Origin of the sequence: Hydrogenophaga atypica (genome assembly GCF_042665215.1) — a bacterium.
Lineage (GTDB): Bacteria > Pseudomonadota > Gammaproteobacteria > Burkholderiales > Burkholderiaceae_C > Hydrogenophaga > Hydrogenophaga defluvii_A.
Window position 1 is genome coordinate 1 of record NZ_JBHTCA010000022.1, and the last position, 21260, is coordinate 21260.

The 21260-nt window shown below is 66.1% G+C and carries 17 protein-coding genes and 1 pseudogene; 6 read left to right on the plus strand and 12 right to left on the minus strand.

Annotation, left to right across the window (positions count from 1 at the left end; translation table 11 throughout):
• Positions 1–184 precede the first annotated feature (184 nt).
• A complete protein-coding gene (locus tag ACFQPB_RS19110) occupies positions 185–994 on the minus strand; it encodes a UPF0149 family protein (protein ID WP_382226692.1) in 810 nt (269 codons plus the stop codon).
• An 84-nt stretch (positions 995–1078) separates the two neighbouring features.
• Here ACFQPB_RS19110 and ACFQPB_RS19115 point away from each other — a divergent pair, with 84 nt between their 5' ends.
• Genes ACFQPB_RS19115 through ACFQPB_RS19125 form a run of 3 tightly spaced genes read left to right on the plus strand, consistent with a single transcriptional unit; the run spans position 1079 to position 3227 of the window.
• Positions 1079–2707, plus strand: coding sequence for an FMN-binding glutamate synthase family protein (locus ACFQPB_RS19115; RefSeq protein WP_382226695.1), 1629 nt, complete (start codon positions 1079–1081; stop codon positions 2705–2707).
• Between the two features lie 51 nt (positions 2708–2758).
• Positions 2759–2971 (plus strand): type II toxin-antitoxin system RelB family antitoxin, encoded by a 213-nt coding sequence (gene relB, locus ACFQPB_RS19120; protein ID WP_382199601.1) that lies wholly within the window; start codon positions 2759–2761, stop codon positions 2969–2971.
• A complete protein-coding gene (locus ACFQPB_RS19125) occupies positions 2949–3227 on the plus strand; it encodes a type II toxin-antitoxin system RelE/ParE family toxin (protein WP_382199602.1) in 279 nt (92 codons plus the stop codon). The genes relB and ACFQPB_RS19125 overlap by 23 nt, the downstream gene beginning before the upstream one ends.
• A gap of 2 nt (positions 3228–3229) precedes the next feature.
• On the opposite strand, the gene ACFQPB_RS19130 is transcribed toward ACFQPB_RS19125, so the two are convergent.
• From ACFQPB_RS19130 to ACFQPB_RS19155, 6 genes are all read right to left on the minus strand, one after another.
• The gene (locus ACFQPB_RS19130) at positions 3230–4306 is read right to left on the minus strand and encodes a hypothetical protein (protein ID WP_382226698.1); all 1077 of its coding nucleotides are present in this window, start codon (positions 4304–4306) and stop codon (positions 3230–3232) included.
• Positions 4307–4369: 63 nt separating this feature from the next.
• On the minus strand, positions 4370–6094 hold the full coding sequence (locus ACFQPB_RS19135) for a diguanylate cyclase domain-containing protein (protein ID WP_382226701.1): 1725 nt from the start codon (positions 6092–6094) through the stop codon (positions 4370–4372).
• Positions 6091–7146: an extracellular solute-binding protein gene (locus ACFQPB_RS19140; protein ID WP_382226704.1), complete on the minus strand. Its 1056-nt coding sequence runs from the start codon at positions 7144–7146 to the stop codon at positions 6091–6093. The genes ACFQPB_RS19135 and ACFQPB_RS19140 overlap by 4 nt, the downstream gene beginning before the upstream one ends.
• Positions 7147–7228: 82 nt before the next feature.
• Positions 7229–8635, minus strand: coding sequence for an aminopeptidase P N-terminal domain-containing protein (locus tag ACFQPB_RS19145; RefSeq protein ID WP_382226707.1), 1407 nt, complete (start codon positions 8633–8635; stop codon positions 7229–7231).
• Positions 8619–9785 (minus strand): ATP-binding protein, encoded by a 1167-nt coding sequence (locus ACFQPB_RS19150; protein WP_382226710.1) that lies wholly within the window; start codon positions 9783–9785, stop codon positions 8619–8621. Before ACFQPB_RS19150 ends, ACFQPB_RS19145 begins: the two co-directional genes overlap by 17 nt.
• Positions 9786–9794: 9 nt before the next feature.
• Positions 9795–10562, minus strand: a complete 768-nt coding sequence (locus ACFQPB_RS19155; protein ID WP_382226713.1) for a nucleotidyltransferase family protein — start codon at positions 10560–10562, stop codon at positions 9795–9797.
• A gap of 134 nt (positions 10563–10696) precedes the next feature.
• Here ACFQPB_RS19155 and tkt point away from each other — a divergent pair, with 134 nt between their 5' ends.
• Both tkt and gap read left to right on the plus strand, forming a co-directional pair.
• Complete coding sequence (tkt, locus tag ACFQPB_RS19160) at positions 10697–12754, plus strand: transketolase (RefSeq protein WP_382226715.1); 2058 nt, start codon at positions 10697–10699, stop codon at positions 12752–12754.
• A gap of 119 nt (positions 12755–12873) precedes the next feature.
• A complete protein-coding gene (gap, locus tag ACFQPB_RS19165; protein WP_382226718.1) occupies positions 12874–13872 on the plus strand; it encodes a type I glyceraldehyde-3-phosphate dehydrogenase in 999 nt (332 codons plus the stop codon).
• Positions 13873–13951: 79 nt separating this feature from the next.
• On the opposite strand, the gene ACFQPB_RS19170 is transcribed toward gap, so the two are convergent.
• Genes ACFQPB_RS19170 through ACFQPB_RS19180 form a run of 3 tightly spaced genes read right to left on the minus strand, consistent with a single transcriptional unit; the run spans position 13952 to position 15922 of the window.
• Complete coding sequence (locus ACFQPB_RS19170; protein WP_382226721.1) at positions 13952–14626, minus strand: SPOR domain-containing protein; 675 nt, start codon at positions 14624–14626, stop codon at positions 13952–13954.
• Entirely contained in the window at positions 14620–15417 is a 798-nt protein-coding gene (locus ACFQPB_RS19175; protein ID WP_382226724.1) for a biotin--[acetyl-CoA-carboxylase] ligase, read from the minus strand. The genes ACFQPB_RS19170 and ACFQPB_RS19175 overlap by 7 nt, the downstream gene beginning before the upstream one ends.
• Before the next feature lie 10 nt (positions 15418–15427).
• Positions 15428–15922, minus strand: coding sequence for an SET domain-containing protein (locus tag ACFQPB_RS19180; protein WP_382226727.1), 495 nt, complete (start codon positions 15920–15922; stop codon positions 15428–15430).
• 98 nt (positions 15923–16020) lie between these two features.
• On the opposite strand from ACFQPB_RS19180, the gene ACFQPB_RS19185 reads away from it, so the two are divergent.
• Positions 16021–18921, plus strand: coding sequence for a DNA topoisomerase III (locus ACFQPB_RS19185; RefSeq protein WP_382226730.1), 2901 nt, complete (start codon positions 16021–16023; stop codon positions 18919–18921).
• A 147-nt stretch (positions 18922–19068) separates the two neighbouring features.
• Here ACFQPB_RS19185 and ACFQPB_RS19190 read toward each other — a convergent pair.
• Positions 19069–20447, minus strand: a pseudogene (locus ACFQPB_RS19190) (sensor histidine kinase N-terminal domain-containing protein).
• Between the two features lie 91 nt (positions 20448–20538).
• Entirely contained in the window at positions 20539–21213 is a 675-nt protein-coding gene (locus ACFQPB_RS19195; protein WP_382226733.1) for a response regulator, read from the minus strand.
• Positions 21214–21260 lie beyond the last annotated feature (47 nt).

Below are 21260 nucleotides of genomic sequence, written 5' to 3' on the forward strand. Positions count from 1 at the left end.
TAGCTAAACATCGCCCCCTGGAAGTCTTGGTTGCCTCTCATCTTTATCGTCGCAGTTGTTGCGGGATGACTTCAGATCGTAGCGGCCGACGCGGACGCTCGCAGGGGATTTTTCAACGGCCTGTTAGGTCGCTTCAAAGCCCCCACCACGTTCGCGTGGGCGAGCGGTCAGGGGCGGGTGCGTGTCACGCCCCGTGGCACTTCTTGTACTTCTTGCCGCTGCCACACGGGCACGGGTCGTTGCGGCCGGGTTCGGCTTCCTTGCGCACGGTTTCCACACGCGGGCCGATGTTGCGCCAGATTTCGGCCAGGTCGTAAACCGCCCAGATGCCTTCGCCGAACAGGTTGATGCGGTCCTCGCTCACGCTGGGCGGGCCGTCTTCCTTGTACATGGACACCGTGGGTTCGCCGGTGTCGTCTTCGCTCAGGGCGACGATGGTTTCCAGCGATTCGTCCAGCCACTTGGCGGCGTCGCGGTCGCGCGGGGGCGCCCATTCTTCGGGCCAGTTTTCCACCGCGAACATGAAGCCCAGCGCCCACACCTGGCCAAAACTCGGCAGGGGGTCGTCGCCCATGTCGGCACGCTCTTCGTCGCTCAGGCAGGCCACGGCGCCCCGGATGTCCACCACCTCGGGCGAGTAGGCGCGCTCGTCGTCAAGCGACTCCACCGGCGTGCCCAGGGCTTGCGCCACCTCGTTCCAGCGGCGTGTCCACAGCGTCATGAACTGGGTGAACTGGGCTTCGTCTTGGAACAGGCTGCTGGTGGCGATGCCTCCGTTGTCGCCGTCACCAAACAGCACAGGGAAATATTCGCTGGGCAGGATGACCCGGCGGCAGCAGACCAGCGCGGCGATGAAACCTTCGCAGAACTCCCACTGCGGGATTTCGTCGTGGCGTTCGCGCAGGCCGTCCAGGATGCTGTCCAGGGCGTCGAAGTCGTCGGGCGACATCGCTGTGGAAGGGGCGTTGCTGGGCGCAGTGGTATCGGTGTTCATCGCGGCGTGTCGGTCGGTAACGGGGCGCCAAGTGTACGGCGATAGCGGCTTATGATGGCCGCCAACCGACCGCAGGAGCGCCGCATGCTGGACAAACTCAACCACCTTTACCCGGTGCGCTACACCGCCCTGGGCGTGTGTGTGGTGGCCGCGCTGTTGAGCTTGTTCACGCTGATCGCCTTTGGCAAGGGGCTGCTGGCCTTGCTGGTGTTTGGCGGCCTGAGCGTGGTGGGCGTGCGCGATCTGCGGCAAGGGTACAGCGCGGTGCGACGCAACTACCCGGTCATTGGCAACCTGCGTTTCATGCTGGAGAAGATCCGGCCCGAGATGCGGCAGTACTTCATCGAGAACGACACCGAGGCGACGCCATTTTCGCGCTCGCAACGCAGCCTGGTGTACGCCCGCGCCAAAGGTGAAACCGACAAGCGCCCTTTTGGCACGCAGGTGGATGTGAAAGGTGACGGCCACGAGTGGCTGAACCACGCCATGGTGCCCAGCGTGATCGACAGCCACGACTTTCGCCTCACCATCGGCGGGCCGGCATGCACCCAGCCTTACGACGCCAGCATCTTCAACATCTCGGCCATGAGTTTTGGAGCGCTCAGCGCCAACGCCATCCAGTCGCTCAACGCCGGTGCCAAAAAAGGGCGCTTCGCGCACGACACGGGCGAAGGCTCGATCTCTGCCTGGCACCGTGTGCATGGCGGCGACCTGATCTGGGAGATCGGCTCGGGCTACTTTGGCTGCCGCAACGACGACGGCACATTCAACGCCGACAAGTTCCGCGCCAACGCGCTTGACCCCCAGGTGCGCATGATCGAGATCAAGCTCAGCCAGGGCGCCAAACCCGGCCACGGCGGCGTTTTGCCGGGCGCCAAGGTGACGGCCGAAATCGCCGCTGCGCGGGGTGTTCCGCAAGGGCAGGACTGCGTGTCGCCCGCTTCGCACAGCGCCTTCTCAACGCCGCTGGAGCTGATGGACTTCATCGCCCGCCTGCGGTCTTTGAGCGAAGGCAAGCCGGTGGGCTTCAAGTTCTGTGTGGGCCACCCGTGGGAGTGGTTTGGGCTGGTCAAGGCCATGCAACAAAGTGGCATCACGCCCGACTTCATCGTGGTCGACGGCGCGGAAGGCGGCACCGGTGCCGCGCCGCTGGAGTTCACCGACCACGTGGGCGCGCCGCTGCAGGAAGGCCTGCTGCTGGTACACAACACCTTGGTGGGCGTGAACCTGCGCGACCGCATCAAAATCGGCTGCGCCGGCAAGGTGGTCAGCGCCTTCGACATCGCGCGCGCCATGGCCATGGGCGCCGACTGGTGCAACAGCGCGCGTGGCTTCATGTTTGCACTGGGTTGCATACAGGCCCAGGCCTGCCACACCGGCCACTGCCCCACCGGCGTGACCACCCAAGACCCGCTGCGCCAGCAGGCGCTGGACGTGAACAACAAGACCACGCGGGTGTTCAACTTCCACCAGAACACGCTCAAGGCCTTGCAGGAGCTGGTGCAGGCCGCCGGCTTGCAACACCCCAGCAGCATCACCGCCCACCACATCGTGCGCCGTGTGAACGAGAACGACGTGCGCCTGCTTTCCAACCTGCTGCCCCAGGTGCGCCCCGGCGCCTTGCTGCAAGACAGCACCGAAGGTTTGCACCGCGTGTTCACCGAGTTCTGGGCACCGGCGCGGGCGGACCGGTTTGGGATGGGGGCAGGGTAGGTGGCGACAGAAATGTGTGCGTACGCTTGTGGCCTGTGCTAACCTTTTCGCATGAACGTCGCGCTTGACCCCATCGTGTCCGAGTTTTCCACTCAACAAGAGGCGGACGCGCACGACCAGTGGTTTCGCGCCCGGGTCGAGGCGGCACTGCGCCGCGCTGACGATCCAGAGACGCCCCGGTTCAGCACAGACGAAGTCATGCGACGCATGGACGCGGTGATTCACGCAGCCGAAGCAGGGCATGCTCAAGGTTCTGTGGCTTGAGTCCGCGCTGGAAGACCTGAGCACCATTGCCGAGTTCATCGCCGAACGCGATGTGCGGGCAGCACGTCGGCTGGTGGCGCGTTTGATCGACGATGCCGATGCGCTGGCCGTTCTGCCTGCCCAGTACCGGCGGGGTCGGGTGGCCGGTACCCATGAGCTGGTATCGCATCCCAACTACATACTGGTGTACCGGTACACGGTGGATTGCATCGAAATTTTGAGCGTGCTCCACGCCAGACAGCAGTACCCGAGGTAGGCCTACACCGCCAGATCGATCTGCTGCAGCGCCCCGGCGCCGCCGTCCTCGCGCAGGTACACGCCGGTGCTGCGCACCTCGCCTAGGGTCTGGTTGGAGGCGTCGCGCACCGAGAACGGGCTGGCCACGCGGCCCAGGTAGAGCGCGCCCACGTTGGCCTCGCGCAGGCTGCGCAGGCGGTCCTGGCCTTCAGCGTCCTTTTGCCACACCTGCAGCTGGTCGAACGCGCGGTCGTTTTCGTCTATCCAGCCGTTGCCGTCGTCGTCCAGTGCGGCCAGGTCGGCAAAGCCGTCGCCGCTCAAGGCGCCAAACAGCTCGCGGCCGTCGTCCACGCTGCCGTTGCCGTTTTTGTCGAGCACCAGAAAGCCGCTGCCGGCGCCCACAAAGGCCATGTTGTCGAGGTTGCCATCGGCGTCCAGGTCGAAGTCGAAGCGCAGGTCGGACAGCTCGCCGACAGGACCATCAAAGTGGATGACCAGCGGGTCTTTGAGCAGCGCGTCGCCGGCGCGCAGGGAGACGCTGCTGGTCTCCAGGTACTCTCGCCGCATCTCCAGCGACAGGGCAAAGTTGATCTCACGGCCGTCGCTGGTCTTGACCGTGCCTTCCACCTGCACCTGGGTGTGCTGGGCCTCGTAGCGGGTTTCCGTGCGGTCGTAGCTCAGGCCCCAGCCCGCGCGTTGTGCGGCGGGGTTGGGGTTGGGGGTGCTTTGTGATGGGGCTTTGCCGGTCAAGTCCTCGGCGCGGAAGAGGCGCACCTTGCGGCCCGTGATGAGTTCGACCAGCCGGATCAGTGGTTCCAGCTTGGGGTCCACCGATTCGGCATCGGCGCTGGAGGCGGCTTGGCTGGCGGGTGCGGCCTGCGCCATGGTGGCCGGCGCTGCCGCAGGCAGGTTGCGTGGCATCGCCTGCGCCCGTGCGGAGAGGTGGGTCACCATCGAAGAGGCGCTGGTGCGGCTGCTGTCGCGGTTCAGCTCCAGGCGGTGGTTGCCGTTCCACAGGCGCAGCTGCTCTTGCACGCGGTGGTGCGACACCTCGCTGTGCTGGCTGGCCATGGCCACGCTGGCGGTTTCGATTTTCATGGTTCTGTCGAAATCGGCGCCGACTGCCGCGGCTTGAGGGTGTTCCGACAGGCGGTGGTGGGGTCAGGCCGCGGGCGGCGTTGCGTCAAAAAAGCGGAACGTGTTGCGGCCGGCCGTTTTGGCTTGGTACATGGCGTGATCGGCGGCGGCCAGCAGGTCGGTGGCGGTGCTGGCGTGGTCTGGGTAGCTGGCAATGCCTATGCTGCAGCCCAGGTCGAGTTGCAGCTTGTCCACCACCATGGGCTCGCTCACCAGCGTCAGCAGTTTGCGGGCGATGGCTTCGAGCTGTTCCTGGGTGGCGGGTGCGCCCAGCAAGGCCACAAACTCATCGCCGCCGATGCGGGCCACGGTGTCCACCTCGCGCAGCACACCTTTCAACCGGCGTGCCACGGTCTGCAGCACCACGTCACCCACGTCGTGGCCGTGGTGGTCGTTGATCGGCTTGAAGCGGTCCAGGTCGATGAACAGCACACTCACCGTCTGCGGCACACGCCGCGCCTGGGCCAGTGCGTGGTCCAGGCGTTCCTGGAACTTGCGCCGGTTGGCCAGTCCGGTCAGGGGGTCGTGTTGGGCGAGGTGCTCCAGCTCGTCCTGGTTGTCGCGCAGTTCGCTGATCTGCTCGCCGATTTGCAGGCGCATGTCACGGAAGGCGCGCGCCAGATCGCCGATCTCATCGCGCCGCTCCACCGGCAAGGCGCCCGCCGGCAGACCACTGGCGACCATGCGGGCGGCGTGGCTGATGGCATTGATGGGGCGCGTCAGTGCCCGGCCCATCCACAGGGCCAGCAGCAGGCTGAGTGCGCACAGGGCGAGCACGATTTGCAGCACGGTCTGGCCCAGCCGGTTGGAGTCGGCCAGCACCGCCTGAAGGGGCTGGGTCAGGCCCAAGGTCAGCCGTGTTTCGGGCGAGCTCACCTTCAGCGGTTGGCTCATGAAGGCGGCCACCACGGGTTGGTTGGCGTGGGCGCCCTCGTGGGACTCGAACACCGCGACGTTGTTGTCGCCGCGCACGACAGGCCCCGTGGCAGCGAATTCGTCCTGGATGAAGATGCGCCGGCCGCGGTCGAAGCCAAAGGTCTTGGCAGGCTCGGGGTGGATGAGGATGTCGCCCTCGTGGTTGGCAAAGTACAGCTGGATGCTCTCCGGCATGTCCTTGGCCAGCAACTCGAAGGTGCCGTTCAAGTCGATGTTGATGACCGCCACCCCCAGGGTGCGACCCTGTGCGTCCCGCACCGGGCGGGCCAGTTGCAGCGAGGGCTTGTCCACGCCCAGGTGTGATCCGCGCTCGTGGTTGATGGCCACCCGCGACATGTAGGTCTGGTCGGGTCCGAGCCGCAGCGCCTGCGAGACGTAATCGAAGTGCCCCTTTTCCTGCAAGTCGTCGTCTGCTACCACCATCGGGCCTCGGGGGGCGCGGTCCACCCGCACACGTTCCATGCCGTGCTGGTCGGCGGCAATCAGCCGCACCTGAAAGTAGGACGGTTGTGATTGCAGCATCAGGACCATCAGGTCCTGCAAGGTTTGCTGTTGCGATGGCGTGCCAGGGCCTTGCAGCAGGGCGCGTGCGGCGGGGTGTTCCGCCACCAGCACCAGGTCGCGCTCGATTTCCTCGCGCGCCAACGCCACACGGCGTGCCAGCACCAGGGTCGAGGTCAGCAGCCGGTCTTTGGCCGCGTTCACCAGCAGGGTGCGGCTGGCTTCAAAGGCGTAATAGCCGGTGAGGCCCGCCGCCAGCGCGCCGGCCAAGGCCAGCAGCAGGCTGAGCTTGAGCGCGATGCCGAATTTCATGCGGCCAGCACTTTGGCCGCGCGATCGCCTGACACGATGCGGTCCCACATGCGGGTGCGCTTTTGGGTGTCTTCCACCGGTTCCAGCCAGCGCAAGCGGGCATCCGGGCGGTGAAATGGGGAAGGTGAGGTGGTGTTGGCCAGACCCTGGCGCTGCACCAGCACCTCGCCTGGTCCGGCTTCAAGCAGGTAGTCGATCCAGCGCGTGGCCAGATCCGGATCGTGGGCGCTGCGGCTCATGGCCCAGCAGTCCAGCCATGCCAGAGCCCCTTCGCGCGGAACCGTATAGCCCACGTCCACGCCCGCAGCTTGGAGCAGCTTGACCTGTTGTGACCCGTAGTTGGCAAACATCAGGGCGGCGCCGCGCGAGGTGAACAAACGGACCGATTCCTCGGGTTCGGTGTAGAAGCTCAGCACGTTGCGCCGCAGTGCGATGAGGTGATCGACCACCCGGGGCCATTCGCTGGCGCCCAGATGGAACGGGGTGCTCAGCCCCAACGCGATGGCGGCCAGCGAAAAATTGTGGGTGCCCCCGTTGTAGGCCAGCACTTTGCCGCGCCAGCGCGGGTCCCACAGCGCGGCCACCGAATCGGGGGCCTGGGGCATTTGGCGACGGTCGTGGATCAGGCCCATTTCCGCGTAGGTGTAGGGAATGGCGTAGGTCTTGCCCTGGTGCACCAGGCCGGGCACTTTGTCCAAGTCGCGAAAGCGCGGCAGCTGATCGGCGCGGTGGGGCAGGCGTTGGGGGTCCAGCGTGGCCACGAGGTTGGCGGCGATGTAGCGTTGCAGTTCGGCCGTGTTGACCGCAAAAACGTCGAAGTCCCCGCCCTGGCGGGCGTTCATGCGTTCCCACAGGGTGTCGTCCGAGTCGACCACGCTGACTTCGACCTTCACGCCTTCGCGCCGTTCGAAGGTGGCCACCACGTCCGGGTCGGCGTAGCCGGGCCAGGTCAGCACGCGCAGCGTGTGCGCATGGGCCGACCGGGCAGCCAGCGGCAGTGCCGCCGTAGCGCCCAGCAGCATGCGCCTGCTGACACCGGCATGTTGTTTCATGTGTCACATTTTTTCACAGATGGCGAAAAAAAAGGGCGACCTTGGATCGCCCCAACATGAAACAAATGGTGACCGACGGGGCTCAGCCGCGCATCAGCGCTTCGATCTCGTTGGCCGCCACCGGCACGTCGCGGGTGATGAGTTCACAGCCGGTGTCCGTCACGATGGCGTCATCCTCGATGCGTATGCCGATGTTGTGGAAGGCTTCGGGCACGCCTTCGGTTGGGCGCACGTAGAGGCCGGGCTCGATGGTCAGCACCATGCCAGGGCGCAGGATGCGGCTCGGGCGGTTGGTGATGGTTTCTCCGCTGAGCGGGTCGCGGCGCTCGCTGGTCTGTCCCACTTCGGTCGGCTCCACGTAGCTGCCGCAGTCGTGGACGTCCATGCCCAGCCAGTGGCCGGTGCGGTGCATGTAGAACGGGAAGTAGGCGCGCTTTTCAATCACGTCCGCCACCGTACCCACCTTGTTTTTGTCCAGCAGGCCGAGGTCGAGCATGCCTTGCGCCAGCACCTTGACGGTGGCCTCGTGGGGGTCGTTGAAGCGGGCGCCTGCTTTTGTGGCCGCCATGGCCGCCTCTTGCGAGGCCAGCACCAGGTCGTACAGCGCACGTTGCGGGCCGGTGAAGCGGCCATTGGCCGGGAAGGTGCGGGTGATGTCGCTGGCGTAGCCGTCCAGCTCGCAGCCGGCGTCGATCAGCACCAGCTCACCATCGCGCACCGGTGCGGCATCGGCGCGGTAATGCAGCACGCAGGCGTTGGCACCGGCGGCCACGATGCTGCCGTAGGCCGGGTACTGTGAGCCGTGCTGGCGGAATTCGTGCAGCAGTTCGGCGTCGAGGTGGTACTCGCGCACCTCCTGGCCGGCACGCAGCATGGCGGCGCTGCGCTGCATGGCGCGCACGTGGGCGCGGGCGCTGATCTGCGCGGCCCGGCGCATGATGTCTTGCTCGTGGGCGTCCTTGATCAGCCGCATCTCGTCGAGCACGCCACACAGGTCGCGTTGCTGCTCGGGGCACAGGGCGCCGAAGCGCACGCGGGCGCGCACCCGTTCCAGCCATTTGCCCACCCGCGCCTCCAGCCCGGTGTGGATGGCGAAGGGGTACCAGACGGCATCGCGGTTCTCCGTCAGCTTGGGCAATTGCGCATCCAACTCACCGATGGCGTGGGCGGCGCTCACACCCAGCGCGGCCGGCGCGGCCTCGGGGCCCAGGCGGATGCCGTCCCAGATCTCGCGTTCCAGGTCTTTGGGCTGGCAGAACAGCGTGCTGCGACCGTCGCCCGTGATCACCAGAAATGCGTTGGGCTCGGTAAAACCTGTGAGGTAATAGAAGTAGCTGTCGTGCCGGTAGAGGTGGTCGTTGTCGCGGTTGCGCGGGTATTCCGGCGCGGTCGGGATGAGGGCGATGCCATCGGGGCCAATGGCCTGGGCCACACGGGCGCGGCGCTGGGCGTAGGGGGTGGTGGTCATGGGGTCAGTTCCAGTCGGCATGCAGGTGCGAGAGGTCTTGCAAAGGAATGGCTTGCACCGCCGGGCCTGTGGTGTTCAGGCTGTAACGGCGCTCGCCAGAATAGACGACGTACAGGGCGTCGAGTTTGAGATCGTTCAGCGCGGTGTGCATGGAAGGGGTCATTCGCGGCGCGTCCATGCGCTTGAACTCCACGCCCACACGCAAGCCGTGTTTGAACATCAGCAAGTCCAATTCGGCGCCTGCATGGGTGGCCCAGAAATAGGCCTCGTCGGGTTGCGCCACGTGCAGCACTTGCTCCAGCGCAAAGCCTTCCCAGCTGGCGCCGCTTTTTGGGTGTTGCCACAGCGCTTCCAAATCGGCGGTGCCCCACAGGTGGTGCAGCAGCCCGCTGTCGCGGATGTAAATTTTCGGCGCCTTGACCTGGCGCTTGCCCAGGTTTTCGTGCCACGGTGGCAGTTGGCGCACCAGTTGCAGGCCGGTCATGAACTCGAGGTAGCGGCGGATGGTGGGCTCGCTCACCCCCAAACTGCGGGCCGGTTCAGCGGCGTTCCAGGTTTGCCCGTGGTAGTGGGCCAACAACCGCCAGAAACGCTGCAACACCGGGGCGGGCACATGCAAGCCCAACTGGGGCAGATCGCGCTCGATCACCAGAGCCAGGTAATCTCGCAACCAGCGCATGGCGGCGCGGTTGCTGCCGGCCAGCAGGGCACGCGGGTAGCCACCGCGCAGCCACAGCGTTTCAACTGGGGTGGTGGGCGCTTCAGACAAGGCCAGGCCACCCATGTGAATGAGCCCCATGCGCCCGGCCAGTGACTCGCCGGACTGCTGCATCAGGGCCTGCGACGCGCTGCCCAGCAGCAAAAACTGGCCGTTGCGCTGATGCCGGTCGATGAGGGTTCGCAGCAGAGGGAAAAGGTCGGGCCGGCGCTGCACTTCGTCCATGACGATGGTTTTGCCCTGTGCCAGCAGCGACTGCAGCACGGCCTGTGGCTGGTCCAGGCTGGCCAGCGATTGGGGGTCTTCCAGGTCGAAGTAGGCGCACTCGAATCGGGTGGCGTAGGTTTGCGCCAGGGTGGTCTTGCCGACTTGACGCGCTCCTAACAGTGCCACCGCAGGCACTTCGCCAAGCCGATCCTGCAAGGCCTTGTAGAGATCGCTTCGGTCAATCATGGAGGCATTTTAAGACCTTGAAAATCGAAAAGGATGCTTTCGATTTTCAAGGTGATCAAGCCCTGTGTTGAGTGCTTGAAGGCGCTCGGGCGTGCCCACGTCGGCCCAGGTGCCGGTGTACACGCTGGCGGTCACGTGGCCGGCGTCCATGGCGCGGCGCAGGATCGGTGCCAAAGCCAGCTTGACGCCTTGCGGGTTGCCTGGTGGGATGTCGCACCATGGGGCCTGGAAAAGCGCCCGGCGGTACAGGCCGATGGTGCTGTAGGTCAGGCGGGTGCCGTCGGGTCCGTCGCCATTGACGGCATGGCCATCGGCGGCCAGGCCAAAGTCACCCTTGGGGTTGTGTGCGGGGTTGGGCACCAGCCACAAGTGGGCGAGTGCATCGCTGGCGCGAAAGCGCAGCAGGGCTTCGGACTCAAACACAAAGTCGGGCGCAAACACATCGCCGGCCACCACCCAGAACACCTCGTCGAGTTGTGGCAGCGCACGCGCGATGCCGCCAGCCGTTTCCAGCGCACCGCCAAAGTCGCGCCCTTCGTGTGAATAGATCAAGCGTTCGCCGAACGCGGCCTCGATCTGCTCGCCCAACCAGGCGGTGTTGGTCATCACCGGTGTGAAGCCGGCTTGAGCCAACGCGTCCAGCGGGTATTGCATGAGCGCTTGGCCGCGCACGGACAACAGGGGTTTGGGGCAGGTGTCGGTCAGCGGACGCATGCGCTCGCCACGACCCGCAGCGAGTATGAGGGCTTGGGCGGGCGGAGGGATGTCTTCTTGCATGGCCAACAAGCTTACCGTCTGTGGTGCGCTGCTTGGGTGGCGCTTGGGCGCCAGCCGGTAAAATCTCGGGTTTGTCCCAGGCCGTGCGTCTGCGCACCGGTTGTTGGCCTGGACCCATTCCTCCCGAGGTTTTCATGACCGACACCGCCGTCGCCACCACCGTTTCGTCCCAAACCATGGCCAACGCCATCCGCGCATTGGCCATGGACGCCGTGCAGCAGGCCAATTCTGGCCACCCCGGCGCGCCCATGGGCATGGCCGACATGGCGGTGGCCTTGTGGGGCCGCCACCTGCAGCACAACCCGAGCAACCCCGCCTGGGCCAACCGCGACCGCTTCGTGCTGTCCAATGGTCACGGCTCCATGCTGATCTACGCGCTGCTGCACCTCACCGGCTACAAGCTGCCCATCGACGAGCTGAAGAACTTCCGCCAGTTGCACAGCAAGACCGCCGGCCACCCCGAGGTGGGCATCACCCCCGGTGTGGAAACCACCACCGGCCCGCTGGGTCAGGGCATCACCAACGCGGTGGGCATGGCGCTGGCCGAGAAGCTGCTGGCGAGCGAATTCAACCGTGACGGCCACGCCATCGTGGACCACCACACCTATGTGTTCCTTGGCGACGGCTGCCTGATGGAAGGCATCAGCCACGAGGCCGTGGCCCTGGCCGGCGCCTGGAAGCTGAACAAGCTGGTGGCCCTGTACGACGACAACGGCATCTCCATCGACGGCCAGGTCGCGCCCTGGTTCATCGACAACACGCCGCAGCGTTTTGAGGCCTGTGGCTGGAACGTGATCCGCGACGTGGACGGCCACAACGCCGACGCTGTGGACGCGGCGATCGCTGCCGCCAAGCAGAGCGCTGACAAGCCCACGCTCATTTGCTGCAAGACCAGCATTGGCAAGGGCAGCCCCAACCGCGCCAACACCGCCAAGGCGCACGGCGAGCCACTGGGCGCCGAGGAAATCAAGCTCACCCGCGAAGCCCTGGGCTGGACCCACGAGCCCTTTGTCATCCCCAAGGACGTGTACGCCGCGTGGGACGCCAAGTCGCAGGGCAAGGCCGCAGAGGCCGCCTGGAACGACAAGTTCGCCGCCTACAAGGCCGCCTTCCCCGAACTGGCCAAGGAGTTCGTGCGCCGCATGAAGGGCGACCTGCCCAAGTCCTTTGCCCAAGTCGCGGTGGACGCCACCATCGGCGCCCACACCAAGGCCGAAACCGTGGCCAGCCGCAAGGCCAGCCAGATCGCGCTCGAAGCCTTCACCGCCGCCCTGCCCGAAATGCTGGGCGGCAGCGCCGACCTGACCGGCTCCAACCTCACCAACACCAAGGCCACGCCCAGCCTGCGTTTTGACGCCACCGGCGCCGTGGTGAAGAACGAGGCCGGCCAGGGTGGCCGCCACATCAACTACGGTGTGCGCGAGTTCGGCATGGCCGCCATCATGAACGGCATCGCCCTGCACGGTGGTTTCATCCCCTACGCCGGCACCTTCCTGACCTTCAGCGACTACTCGCGCAACGCCATCCGCATGGCCGCGCTGATGAAGCAGCGCGTGATCCACGTCTTCACCCACGACTCCATCGGTCTGGGCGAAGACGGCCCCACCCACCAGTCCATCGAACACGCGGCCAGCCTGCGCCTGATCCCCGGCCTGGATGTCTGGCGCCCGGCCGACACCGCCGAGACCGCTGTGGCCTGGGCCGTGGCCCTGGAAAACCGCCACAAGCCCACCGCCCTGCTGCTGAGCCGCCAGAACCTGCCCTACGCGCCCAAACACGAGCTGGGCGACATCAGCCGTGGCGCCTATGTGCTGGCCGAGCCGGCCGAAGTGGGTCTGAAGAAAAAGGCGCAGGCCGTCATCATCGCCACCGGCTCCGAAGTGCAATTGGCCCTCAAGGCGCAGGAGCTGCTGGCCAAGGAACACAAGATCGCCGTGCGCGTGGTCTCCATGCCCAGCACCACCACCTTCGACCGCCAGACCACCGAGTACAAGGCCTCGGTGCTGCCGGCCGGCCTGCCCCGCATCGCGGTGGAAATGGGTTCGACCGACGGTTGGTGGAAGTACGGCGTGGCCGCCGTGGTCGGCATCGACACCTACGGCGAATCGGCCCCCGCGCCGGTGCTGTTCAAGCACTTCGGTTTCACGCCAGAAAACGTTGCAACAACCGTTCGGGTGGTTCTGAAAAAGTAAGTTTCGGCGCAGGGTAACAATTGCGCGCAGCGCTTGTTGGCCGCAGCCAAAACGTGACCGACACGGTGCGCAAGGTTCTGAGCAAGTAAGGTTTTCGTTTCAACATCAGGAGTTCTCTCATGACGATCAAAGTGGGTATCAACGGCTTCGGCCGCATCGGCCGCAACGTGTTGCGCAGCGCCATCCAGAATTTCTCGGACATCGAGATCGTGGCCATCAACGACCTGCTGGAGCCCGACTACCTGGCCTACATGCTGCAGTACGACAGCGTGCACGGCCGCTTCAAGGGCACCGTGAGCGTTGAAGGCAACACCCTGATCGTCAACGGCAAGAAGATCCGCCTGACCCAGGAGCGCGACCCCGCCAACCTCAAGTGGAACGAAGTCGGCGCCGACGTGGTGATCGAGTCCACTGGCCTGTTCCTGGACAAGGCCACTGCCCAGAAGCACCTGGACGCCGGCGCCAAGAAGGTCATCCTGTCGGCCCCCTCCAAGGACGACACCCCCATGTTCGTGTTCGGCGTGAACCACGACACCTACAAGGGCGAAGCCATCATCTCCAACGCTTCGTGCACCACCAACTGCCTCGCACCCGTGGCCAAGGTGCTGCACGACAAGTGGGGCATCAAGCGCGGCCTGATGACCACCGTGCACGCCGCCACCGCCACCCAAAAGACCGTGGACGGTCCCAGCAACAAAGACTGGCGCGGTGGCCGTGGCATCCTGGAAAACATCATTCCTTCGAGCACGGGCGCTGCCAAGGCGGTGGGCGTGGTGATTCCTTCGCTCAACAAGAAGCTGACCGGCATGTCCTTCCGTGTGCCTACTTCCGACGTGTCGGTGGTTGACCTGACCGTGGAGCTGGACAAAGCCGCCACCTACGACGAGATCAAGGCCGAAATGAAGGCCCAGTCCGAAGGCGCTTTGAAGGGCGTGCTGGGTTACACCGAAGACAAGGTCGTGGCCACCGATTTCCGTGGCGACACCCGCACCTCCATCTTTGACGCCGACGCTGGCATCGCGCTGGACGGCACGTTTGTGAAGCTGGTGAGCTGGTACGACAACGAGTGGGGCTACTCCAACAAGTGCCTGGAGATGGTGCGTGTGGTGAGCAAGTAAGCCACTTCTGCGAAACGCAAACAGGGGCCGCTGTGGTGGCCCCTGTCAAAAACAAGCCCCCACCTGTTGGGGGCATTTTTTATGGGCAGGCCGCCAAGGGTTTACCGGCGGCCTGCTGCACCAGGGGCTCGACGCGCGCACGCTCGGCTTCGGTGAGAGCGGGTAGGCGCACGGCCACGCTGCGTTGTTCTTCGCGCTCCTTGGTCACCTTGGCCGATCGCACGCCGGAGCGTCCCAGCTCCTGCAGCGCGGTCTGGGCCGCCGCTTCGGTGGAGTAGGTGCCCAAGGCCAGGCCCGGTTGCAGTGCGGGCGCGTTGACGTCCCGGAACTCCACGCGCAGGCTGCGCAGCTCTGTCTTCTTGCGGTTGAGCAGGTCGGCGCTGGGGAATTTGCCCACGTAGACGATCCAGCGCTCGGGCAACACGGACTCGTCCAGGGCCCAATGTTTGTCGTCCAGACCGGCGCCGACCAAGGCCGTGGTGACGGCCGTGGCCTGGGCAGGGCTCAGGCCGGCCACGGCCTGGCAGGTGGTGGCTTCCGTCGCCGCCGCCGCGGGCGTTGTGGGCGCAGGGCTGGGGGCAGGTGTGGGCGCTGAGCCCTCCAGCCGCAGCTTGTCGGCACCCATTTGCTGCGCCAGCCGTTCGGGCTCGCGCTGCTCCACCGGGCCCCAGCCCAGCGTGCGCAGGTGGCCCTGGCTCCAGGCGAAGTAGCCGGCGTTGGCCAGCAGCATCACAAGGGCAAACAGCCTCAGCACGGGCGCACGCTCACTTCGGCGCTGCTGACGTCGCGCATGCCCTCGGGCGTGAGCACACGCAGGCAGCCATCGGGCCCCACCCCGCAGGCCTCGCCGGTCAGGCCATCTGAGGTGTGCACGGGTTGGCCCAGCAAGGCGTCGCGTTGCGCAAAACGTTGGGCAAAGGCCTCAAAGCCCAGGGCCTCGAAGGCTTGCAGATCGCGCACCAGGGCCGGCAACACGCGCAGCAGCAGGGCACCGGCGTCCAGCCCAGGCAGGCATTCGCGCAGGCCGGCCGGCGGCATGGCGGGCATCTCGGCCGCAGGCATCTCGGGCAGCACGGGTGTGGCCAGGTTCAGGCCCACGCCCACCACGGCGCAGCGGCCAGTGCCCTGGGTGGCCCCCGGGTTAGCGGTCTCCACCAGGATGCCGCCCAGCTTGCGGCCGTGCCACCACAGGTCGTTGGGCCATTTCAGGCGCACCTCAGGATGCAGGCTGTCGGCCAGGCTCACGCCCACGGCCAGCGACAGGCCGCTCCAGTCGACCGGCGCCATGGGCAGGCCCAGCGAGAAGGTGAGCGAATCGCCCGGGGCGCTGACCCAGGCCTTGCCCCGCCGCCCGCGCCCGGCGGTTTGCGACAGCGCCACCAGCAGCGTCGGCGACAGCGTGCCGGCGCGGGCGCGGCGCATGAGTTCGGTGTTGGTGGAGTCGATCTCGGTCAGCACCTCGACCGAAAACGCGGGCAGGCCGGGCGCCACCGCCTCCCACACGCGTTCGGCGTGGTGGTTGAGCGAAGCGCGCAGTGTGTCCATGACGCGACCTTCAAGCCTTGCGCTTGCGTTCTTTGGGCGCCAACAGCGTGCCCCGGCAGTTGGCGCTGCCACACCAGCAAGGAAACTGGGCCTTGAGCTTCTTGGTGTAGGGCTCGTCGATGGTGAGGCCGTAGTCGTAGAACAGCTCCGAGCCGGCGGGGATGTTGCGCAGCGCACGAATGAAGACGCGGCCGTTTTCCTCGTCGGCCACACAGTTGGGGTCGCAGTTGTGGTTGATCCAGCGCGAGGAGTTGCCGCCGTACTTGGCGTCGATCACCCGCCCACCGTCGATGTGGAAATAAAAGGTGTGGTGCGGGTCTTTCGGGTCGTGTGGGTGGCGTTCCAGCGCCTCGTCCCAGTCGATGATCTCGCCCGTGTATTCGATCAGCGTTTCGCCCTCGGCCAGATCGACCAAAGCGAACACACCTTTGCCATGCACGCCGGAGCGGCGCGCCTGGATGCGTTGACGGGGCGCGCGGGGCTGGGAAGCGGGCGATTTCGACACGTCAGAAATTTTTGGTAAGGTCAATTCATGCACGTGTGCGCACGTGTGTGAGCGCGTGTGCGCTCGCGTGCGCACGCGTAGGACAACGGATTGTAGAGATGAAAACCTTGGTGATTGCCGAGAAGCCGTCGGTGGCGCAAGACATCGTGCGCGCGCTCACGCCCACAGCAGGCAAGTTCGAGAAACACGAGGACCACTTCGAGAACGACCAGTACGTGGTCAGCTCCGCCGTGGGCCACCTGGTGGAGATCGCCGCACCGGAGGCGTACGACGTCAAACGGGGCAAGTGGAGTTTTGCCCACCTGCCGGTGATCCCGCCGCACTTCGACTTGAAGCCCATCGACAAGACCAAGTCGCGCCTCAACGCGGTGGTCAAGCTGGCCAAGCGCAAGGACGTGGGCGCCCTGGTGAACGCCTGCGACGCGGGGCGCGAGGGCGAGCTGATCTTTCGCCTGATCGAGCAGTACGCGGGTGGCGCCAAGCCACTAGGCAAGCCGGTGCAGCGCCTGTGGCTGCAGAGCATGACGCCGGCCGCCATCCGCGACGGGTTTGCCTCGCTGCGCAGCGACGCCCAGATGCGCCCGCTGGCCGACGCGGCCCGCAGCCGCTCCGAGGCCGACTGGCTGGTGGGCATCAACGGCACGCGTGCGCTGACCGCCTTCAACTCGCGCGACGGCGGGTTCTTCCTCACCACCGTGGGCCGGGTGCAGACGCCCACCTTGGCGGTGGTGGTGGAACGCGAGGAAAAAATCCGCGCCCACCGCGCCCGCGATTACTGGGAAATCCACGCCAGCTTTGCGGCCCAGGCCGGCGAATACCCGGCCAAGTGGTTCGATGCCGACTGGAAAAAGCCCACCGGGGATTTTGCCGACGCGGAAGCCAAGGCCGACCGCCTGTGGGACGAGCGCAGCGCGCTGGCCATCGTCGAGGCGGTGCGCGGCCAGCCCGCCACCGTCACCGAAGAAAGCAAGCCCACCACGCAAGCGAGTGGCCTGCTGTACGACCTGACCAGCCTGCAGCGCGAGGCCAACGGCCGCTTCGGCTTCTCGGCCAAAACCACGCTGCAGCTGGCGCAAAGCCTGTACGAGCGCCACAAGGCGCTCACCTACCCGCGTACCGACTCGCGCGCCCTGCCCGAGGACTACCTGGGCACCGTCAAGCAAACCTTCGAGATGCTGGCCGACAGCGGCATGCGCCACCTGGCGCCGCATGCGTTGACCGCGCTCAACAACGGTTACATCAAGCCCACCAAGCGGGTGTTCGACAACAGCAAGGTGAGCGACCACTTTGCCATCATCCCCACGCTGCAGGCGCCGAGCGGCCTGAGCGAGGCTGAGCAGAAGCTGTACGACCTGGTGGTGCGCCGTTTCATCTCGGTGTTCTTCCCCAGCGCCGAATTCCAGGTGACCACCCGCATAACGACCGTCCAGGCAGCCGCCGCCGCACACCGCTTTAAAACAGAAGGCAAAGTCCTCGTGAAGCCGGGTTGGATGGCCGTGTATGGCAAGGAAGCGGCCGACGAAGTGGAAGGCGCCAAAGACGGCGAGAAGGGTCAGAACCTCATCGCCGTGGCCGCTGGCGAGGTGGTGCGCAACACCGAGGTCGCCGCCAAGGGCCTCAAGACCAAGCCGCCTGCGCGCTACAACGAAGCCACGCTGCTGGGTGCCATGGAAGGCGCGGGCAAGCTGGTGGACGACGACGAGCTGCGCGAAGCCATGCAGGAAAAGGGCCTGGGCACACCTGCCACACGCGCGGCCATCATCGAAGGCCTGCTGAACGAAAAGTACATGCTGCGCGATGGCCGCGACCTGGTGCCCACGGCCAAGGCTTTCCAGCTCATGACCCTGCTGCGTGGGCTGGGTGTGGAGGAACTCTCCAAGCCCGAGCTCACCGGCGAGTGGGAACACAAACTCGCCCAGATGGAGCAAGGCAAACTCAGCCGCGACGCCTTCATGCGCGAGATCGCGGCCATGACGGAGCACATCGTCAAGAAGGCCAAAGAGTACGACCGCGACACCGTGCCCGGCGACTACGCCACCCTCTCATCGCCCTGCCCCAACTGCGGCGGTGTGGTGAAGGAAAACTACCGCCGCTACGCCTGCACCGGTGCCGATGGGCAGTCCGACGGCTGCGGCTTCTCCTTCGGCAAATCGCCCGGTGGGCGCACCTTCGAGGTGGCCGAGGCCGACGCCTTCCTGCGCGACAAACAGATCGGCCCGCTGGAGGGCTTCCGCTCCAAGGCCGGCTGGCCCTTCACCGCCGAGATGAAGCTGGTCTTCAGCGAAGAGGACAAGAATTGGAAGCTGGAGTTCGACTTCGGTGACGACAAAAACGCCGAGGAAACCGGTGAGCTGGTGGACTTCGGCGACCAGCCCTCGCTGGGCAAGTGCCCCAAGTGCGGCGCACCCGTGCGCGAACACGGCAGCAACTACGTGTGCGAAAAAGCCGTGCCCACGGCGGCCCAGCCCACGCCCAGTTGCGACTTCAAGAGCGGCAAGATCATCCTGCAGCAGCCGGTGGACGCCGAGCAGATCACCAAGCTGCTCGAAACCGGCAAGACCGACCTGCTGGACAAGTTCGTCTCCAACCGCACCCGCCGCAACTTCAAGGCCTTCCTGAGCTGGAGTGCTGAGGAAGGCAAGGTTTTGTTCGAGTTCGAGCCGCGCGCCAGCAAATTCCCGCCGCGCAAGACGGCGGGTGCACCCGCCAAGGCGGCAGCAGCCAAGAAGGCCCCCACCGCCAAAAAAGCCGCGCCGCGCAAAACCACCAGCACCGGTGGTGCCACGCCCAGTGCCGAGCTGGCGGCGGTGATTGGTGCCGAGCCGGTGGCGCGCCCGCAGGTGGTCAAGAAGCTGTGGGACTACATCAAGGCCAACGGCCTACAAGACGCGACCAACAAACGCGCCATCAACGCCGATGCCAAACTGCTCGCGGTGTTCGGCAAGCCGCAGATCACCATGTTCGAGCTGGCGGGCATCGTCGGCAAACACCTGAAGTGATCAAGCCCACCCCCGTCGCTTGCCCGCTGCGCGTGGCCGCATCCCCCCTCTAAGGGGGCGACACCAGCCGTCCGGCAAAGCCGGCCCGGCGGTGTCCCTGGGTCAGGCGCTTTGCAAGCGGTGCGCGGCCCGCTTCAGTGAGCTGGCCTATTCGGTGTCGCCCGCTTGGTGGGCGGTGAAGCGCAGCGACACGCGCAGGCCCTTCTGGGTGCGGTGCGGGAAGCTGTCTTCCATGCTCAGGGTGGCACCGTGTTGCTGGGCGATTTCGTGCACGATGGCCAGGCCCAGGCCCGAGCCCTCGACGTTGGTGCCCAGCGCGCGGTAGAAGGGCTGGACCACAAACTCGCGTTCGTTTTCCGGCACGCCTGGGCCGTTGTCTTCCACCTGCACCACCAGCACGCCGCTGAAGCGATCGATCAGCACCCGCGCGGTGACCACGCCCCCCGACGGCGTGTAGTTGAGCGCGTTGTCCACCAGGTTGCGCACCAGCTCCTGCAGGAGCGTGGGGTTGCCCTGGATGATGCATTCCTCGGGCACGTCTTCCGGGCCCTCATAGCCCAGGTCGATCTGTTTGTCCAGGGCGCGGGGCACCGAGTCCTGCACCACAGCGGTCACCAGCCGCGCCAGGTCCACGGGCGCGGTGGGCAGGGTGCGGCCGGTGGTCTCCGCGCGCGCCAGCGCCAGCAGTTGGTTGACGGTGTGGGTGGCGCGCACGCTGGCACTGGAGATTTGATGCAGGGAGCTGCGCACGCCGGCCGGGTCGGTTTCGCGCAAGGCCAGGTCGGCTTGCATGCGCAGGCCCGCCAGCGGCGTTTTGAGCTGGTGCGCCGCGTCGGCCAGAAAACGGCGCTGGGTCGTCAGCGAGGCTTTCAGGCGCGTCAGCAGGTCGTTGATGGACGCCACCAGCGGCGCCACCTCTTGTGGCACCACCGACACTTCGATGGGACTCAGGTCGTCCGGCTTGCGGGCGCGGATGCGGCGCTCCAACTCGTTGAGCGGGCGGATGCCACGCACCAGCGCCAACCACACCAGCAGCACCGCCAGCGGCAGGATGACGAACTGCGGCACCATCACGCCCTTGATGATTTCGGTGGCCAGGGTGGAGCGTTTGCCCAAGGTCTCGGCCACCTGCATCAGCACCAGCTCGCGTTTATCACCGTGTTCCACCCAGGTGTAGGCCACACGCACCTCGTCGCCACGCACCACATCGCTGCGCAGGCGTATCTGGCCGGCGTGGGCGGGGCTTCGTCGTTGGGCGCTGGGAAGTCGGGCTCGCCACTGACCAGGTCGCCTTTGGCGTTGCGCACCTGGTAGTACATGAGGTCGGTGTCGTCGGCGCGCAGCAGCTCGCGCGCCTGCCGGTTCAGGATGAACTGCACGCGGGTGCCGTCCGTCACCACAAACTGGCTCAGGGCCTGCAGGTTGAATTCGAGCGCGCGGTCAAACGGTTTGTTGGCAATGCCCTGGGCCACCAGCCAGGTGAGGGCCAGCGACAAGGGCCACAGCAGCAGCAGCGGCGTGAGCATCCAGTCGAGGATTTCGCCGAACAGGCTGCGTTGTTCGGGCTGGAACAGCCCGAAGGAGAAGCGACCGCTCTCGGTCGGCGCCGCGCTGCCGTCAGCTGGGGATTTTTTCAAGGCAGTAGCCCAGGCCACGCACGGTGGCGATGCGGATCGGCCCTTTCTCGATCTTCTTGCGCAGGCGGTGGATGTACACCTCGATGGCGTTGTTGCTCACCTCTTCGCCCCATTCGCACAGGCGCTCCACCAGCTGGTCCTTGCTGACCAGGCGCCCGGCGCGCTGCAGCAGCACCTCCAGCAGGCCCAGCTCGCGCGCCGACAGTTCGACCATCTTGCCGTCGATGGTGGCCACGCGGCCGGCCTGGTCGTACACCAGCGGCCCGTGTTTGATGGTGGAGCTGGCGCCACCCATGCCACGCCGGCTCAGTGCCCGCACCCGGGCTTCCAGCTCCTGCAGCGCAAAAGGCTTGGCCATGTAGTCGTCGGCGCCGTAGTCCAGGCCTTTGACGCGCTCTTCCACGCTGTCGGCGGCGGTGAGGATGAGCACCGGCAAGGTGGAGCCGCGCGCGCGCAGGCGTTTGAGCACGTCCAGCCCGTGCATGCGCGGCAGGCCCAGGTCCAGGATGAGCAGGTCGAATTCGTGGTTGGTCATCAGCGCGGCGTCGGCCTCGCTGCCGCTGGCCACATGGTCCACGGCGGCGCCGGCCGCTCGCAGGGTGCGCAACAGGCCATCGGCAAGCACCTGGTCGTCTTCGGCTATCAGGATGCGCATGGGGGTCTCCTCGATGGGGATTTCATTCTAGGGTGTGTGACCTTGAC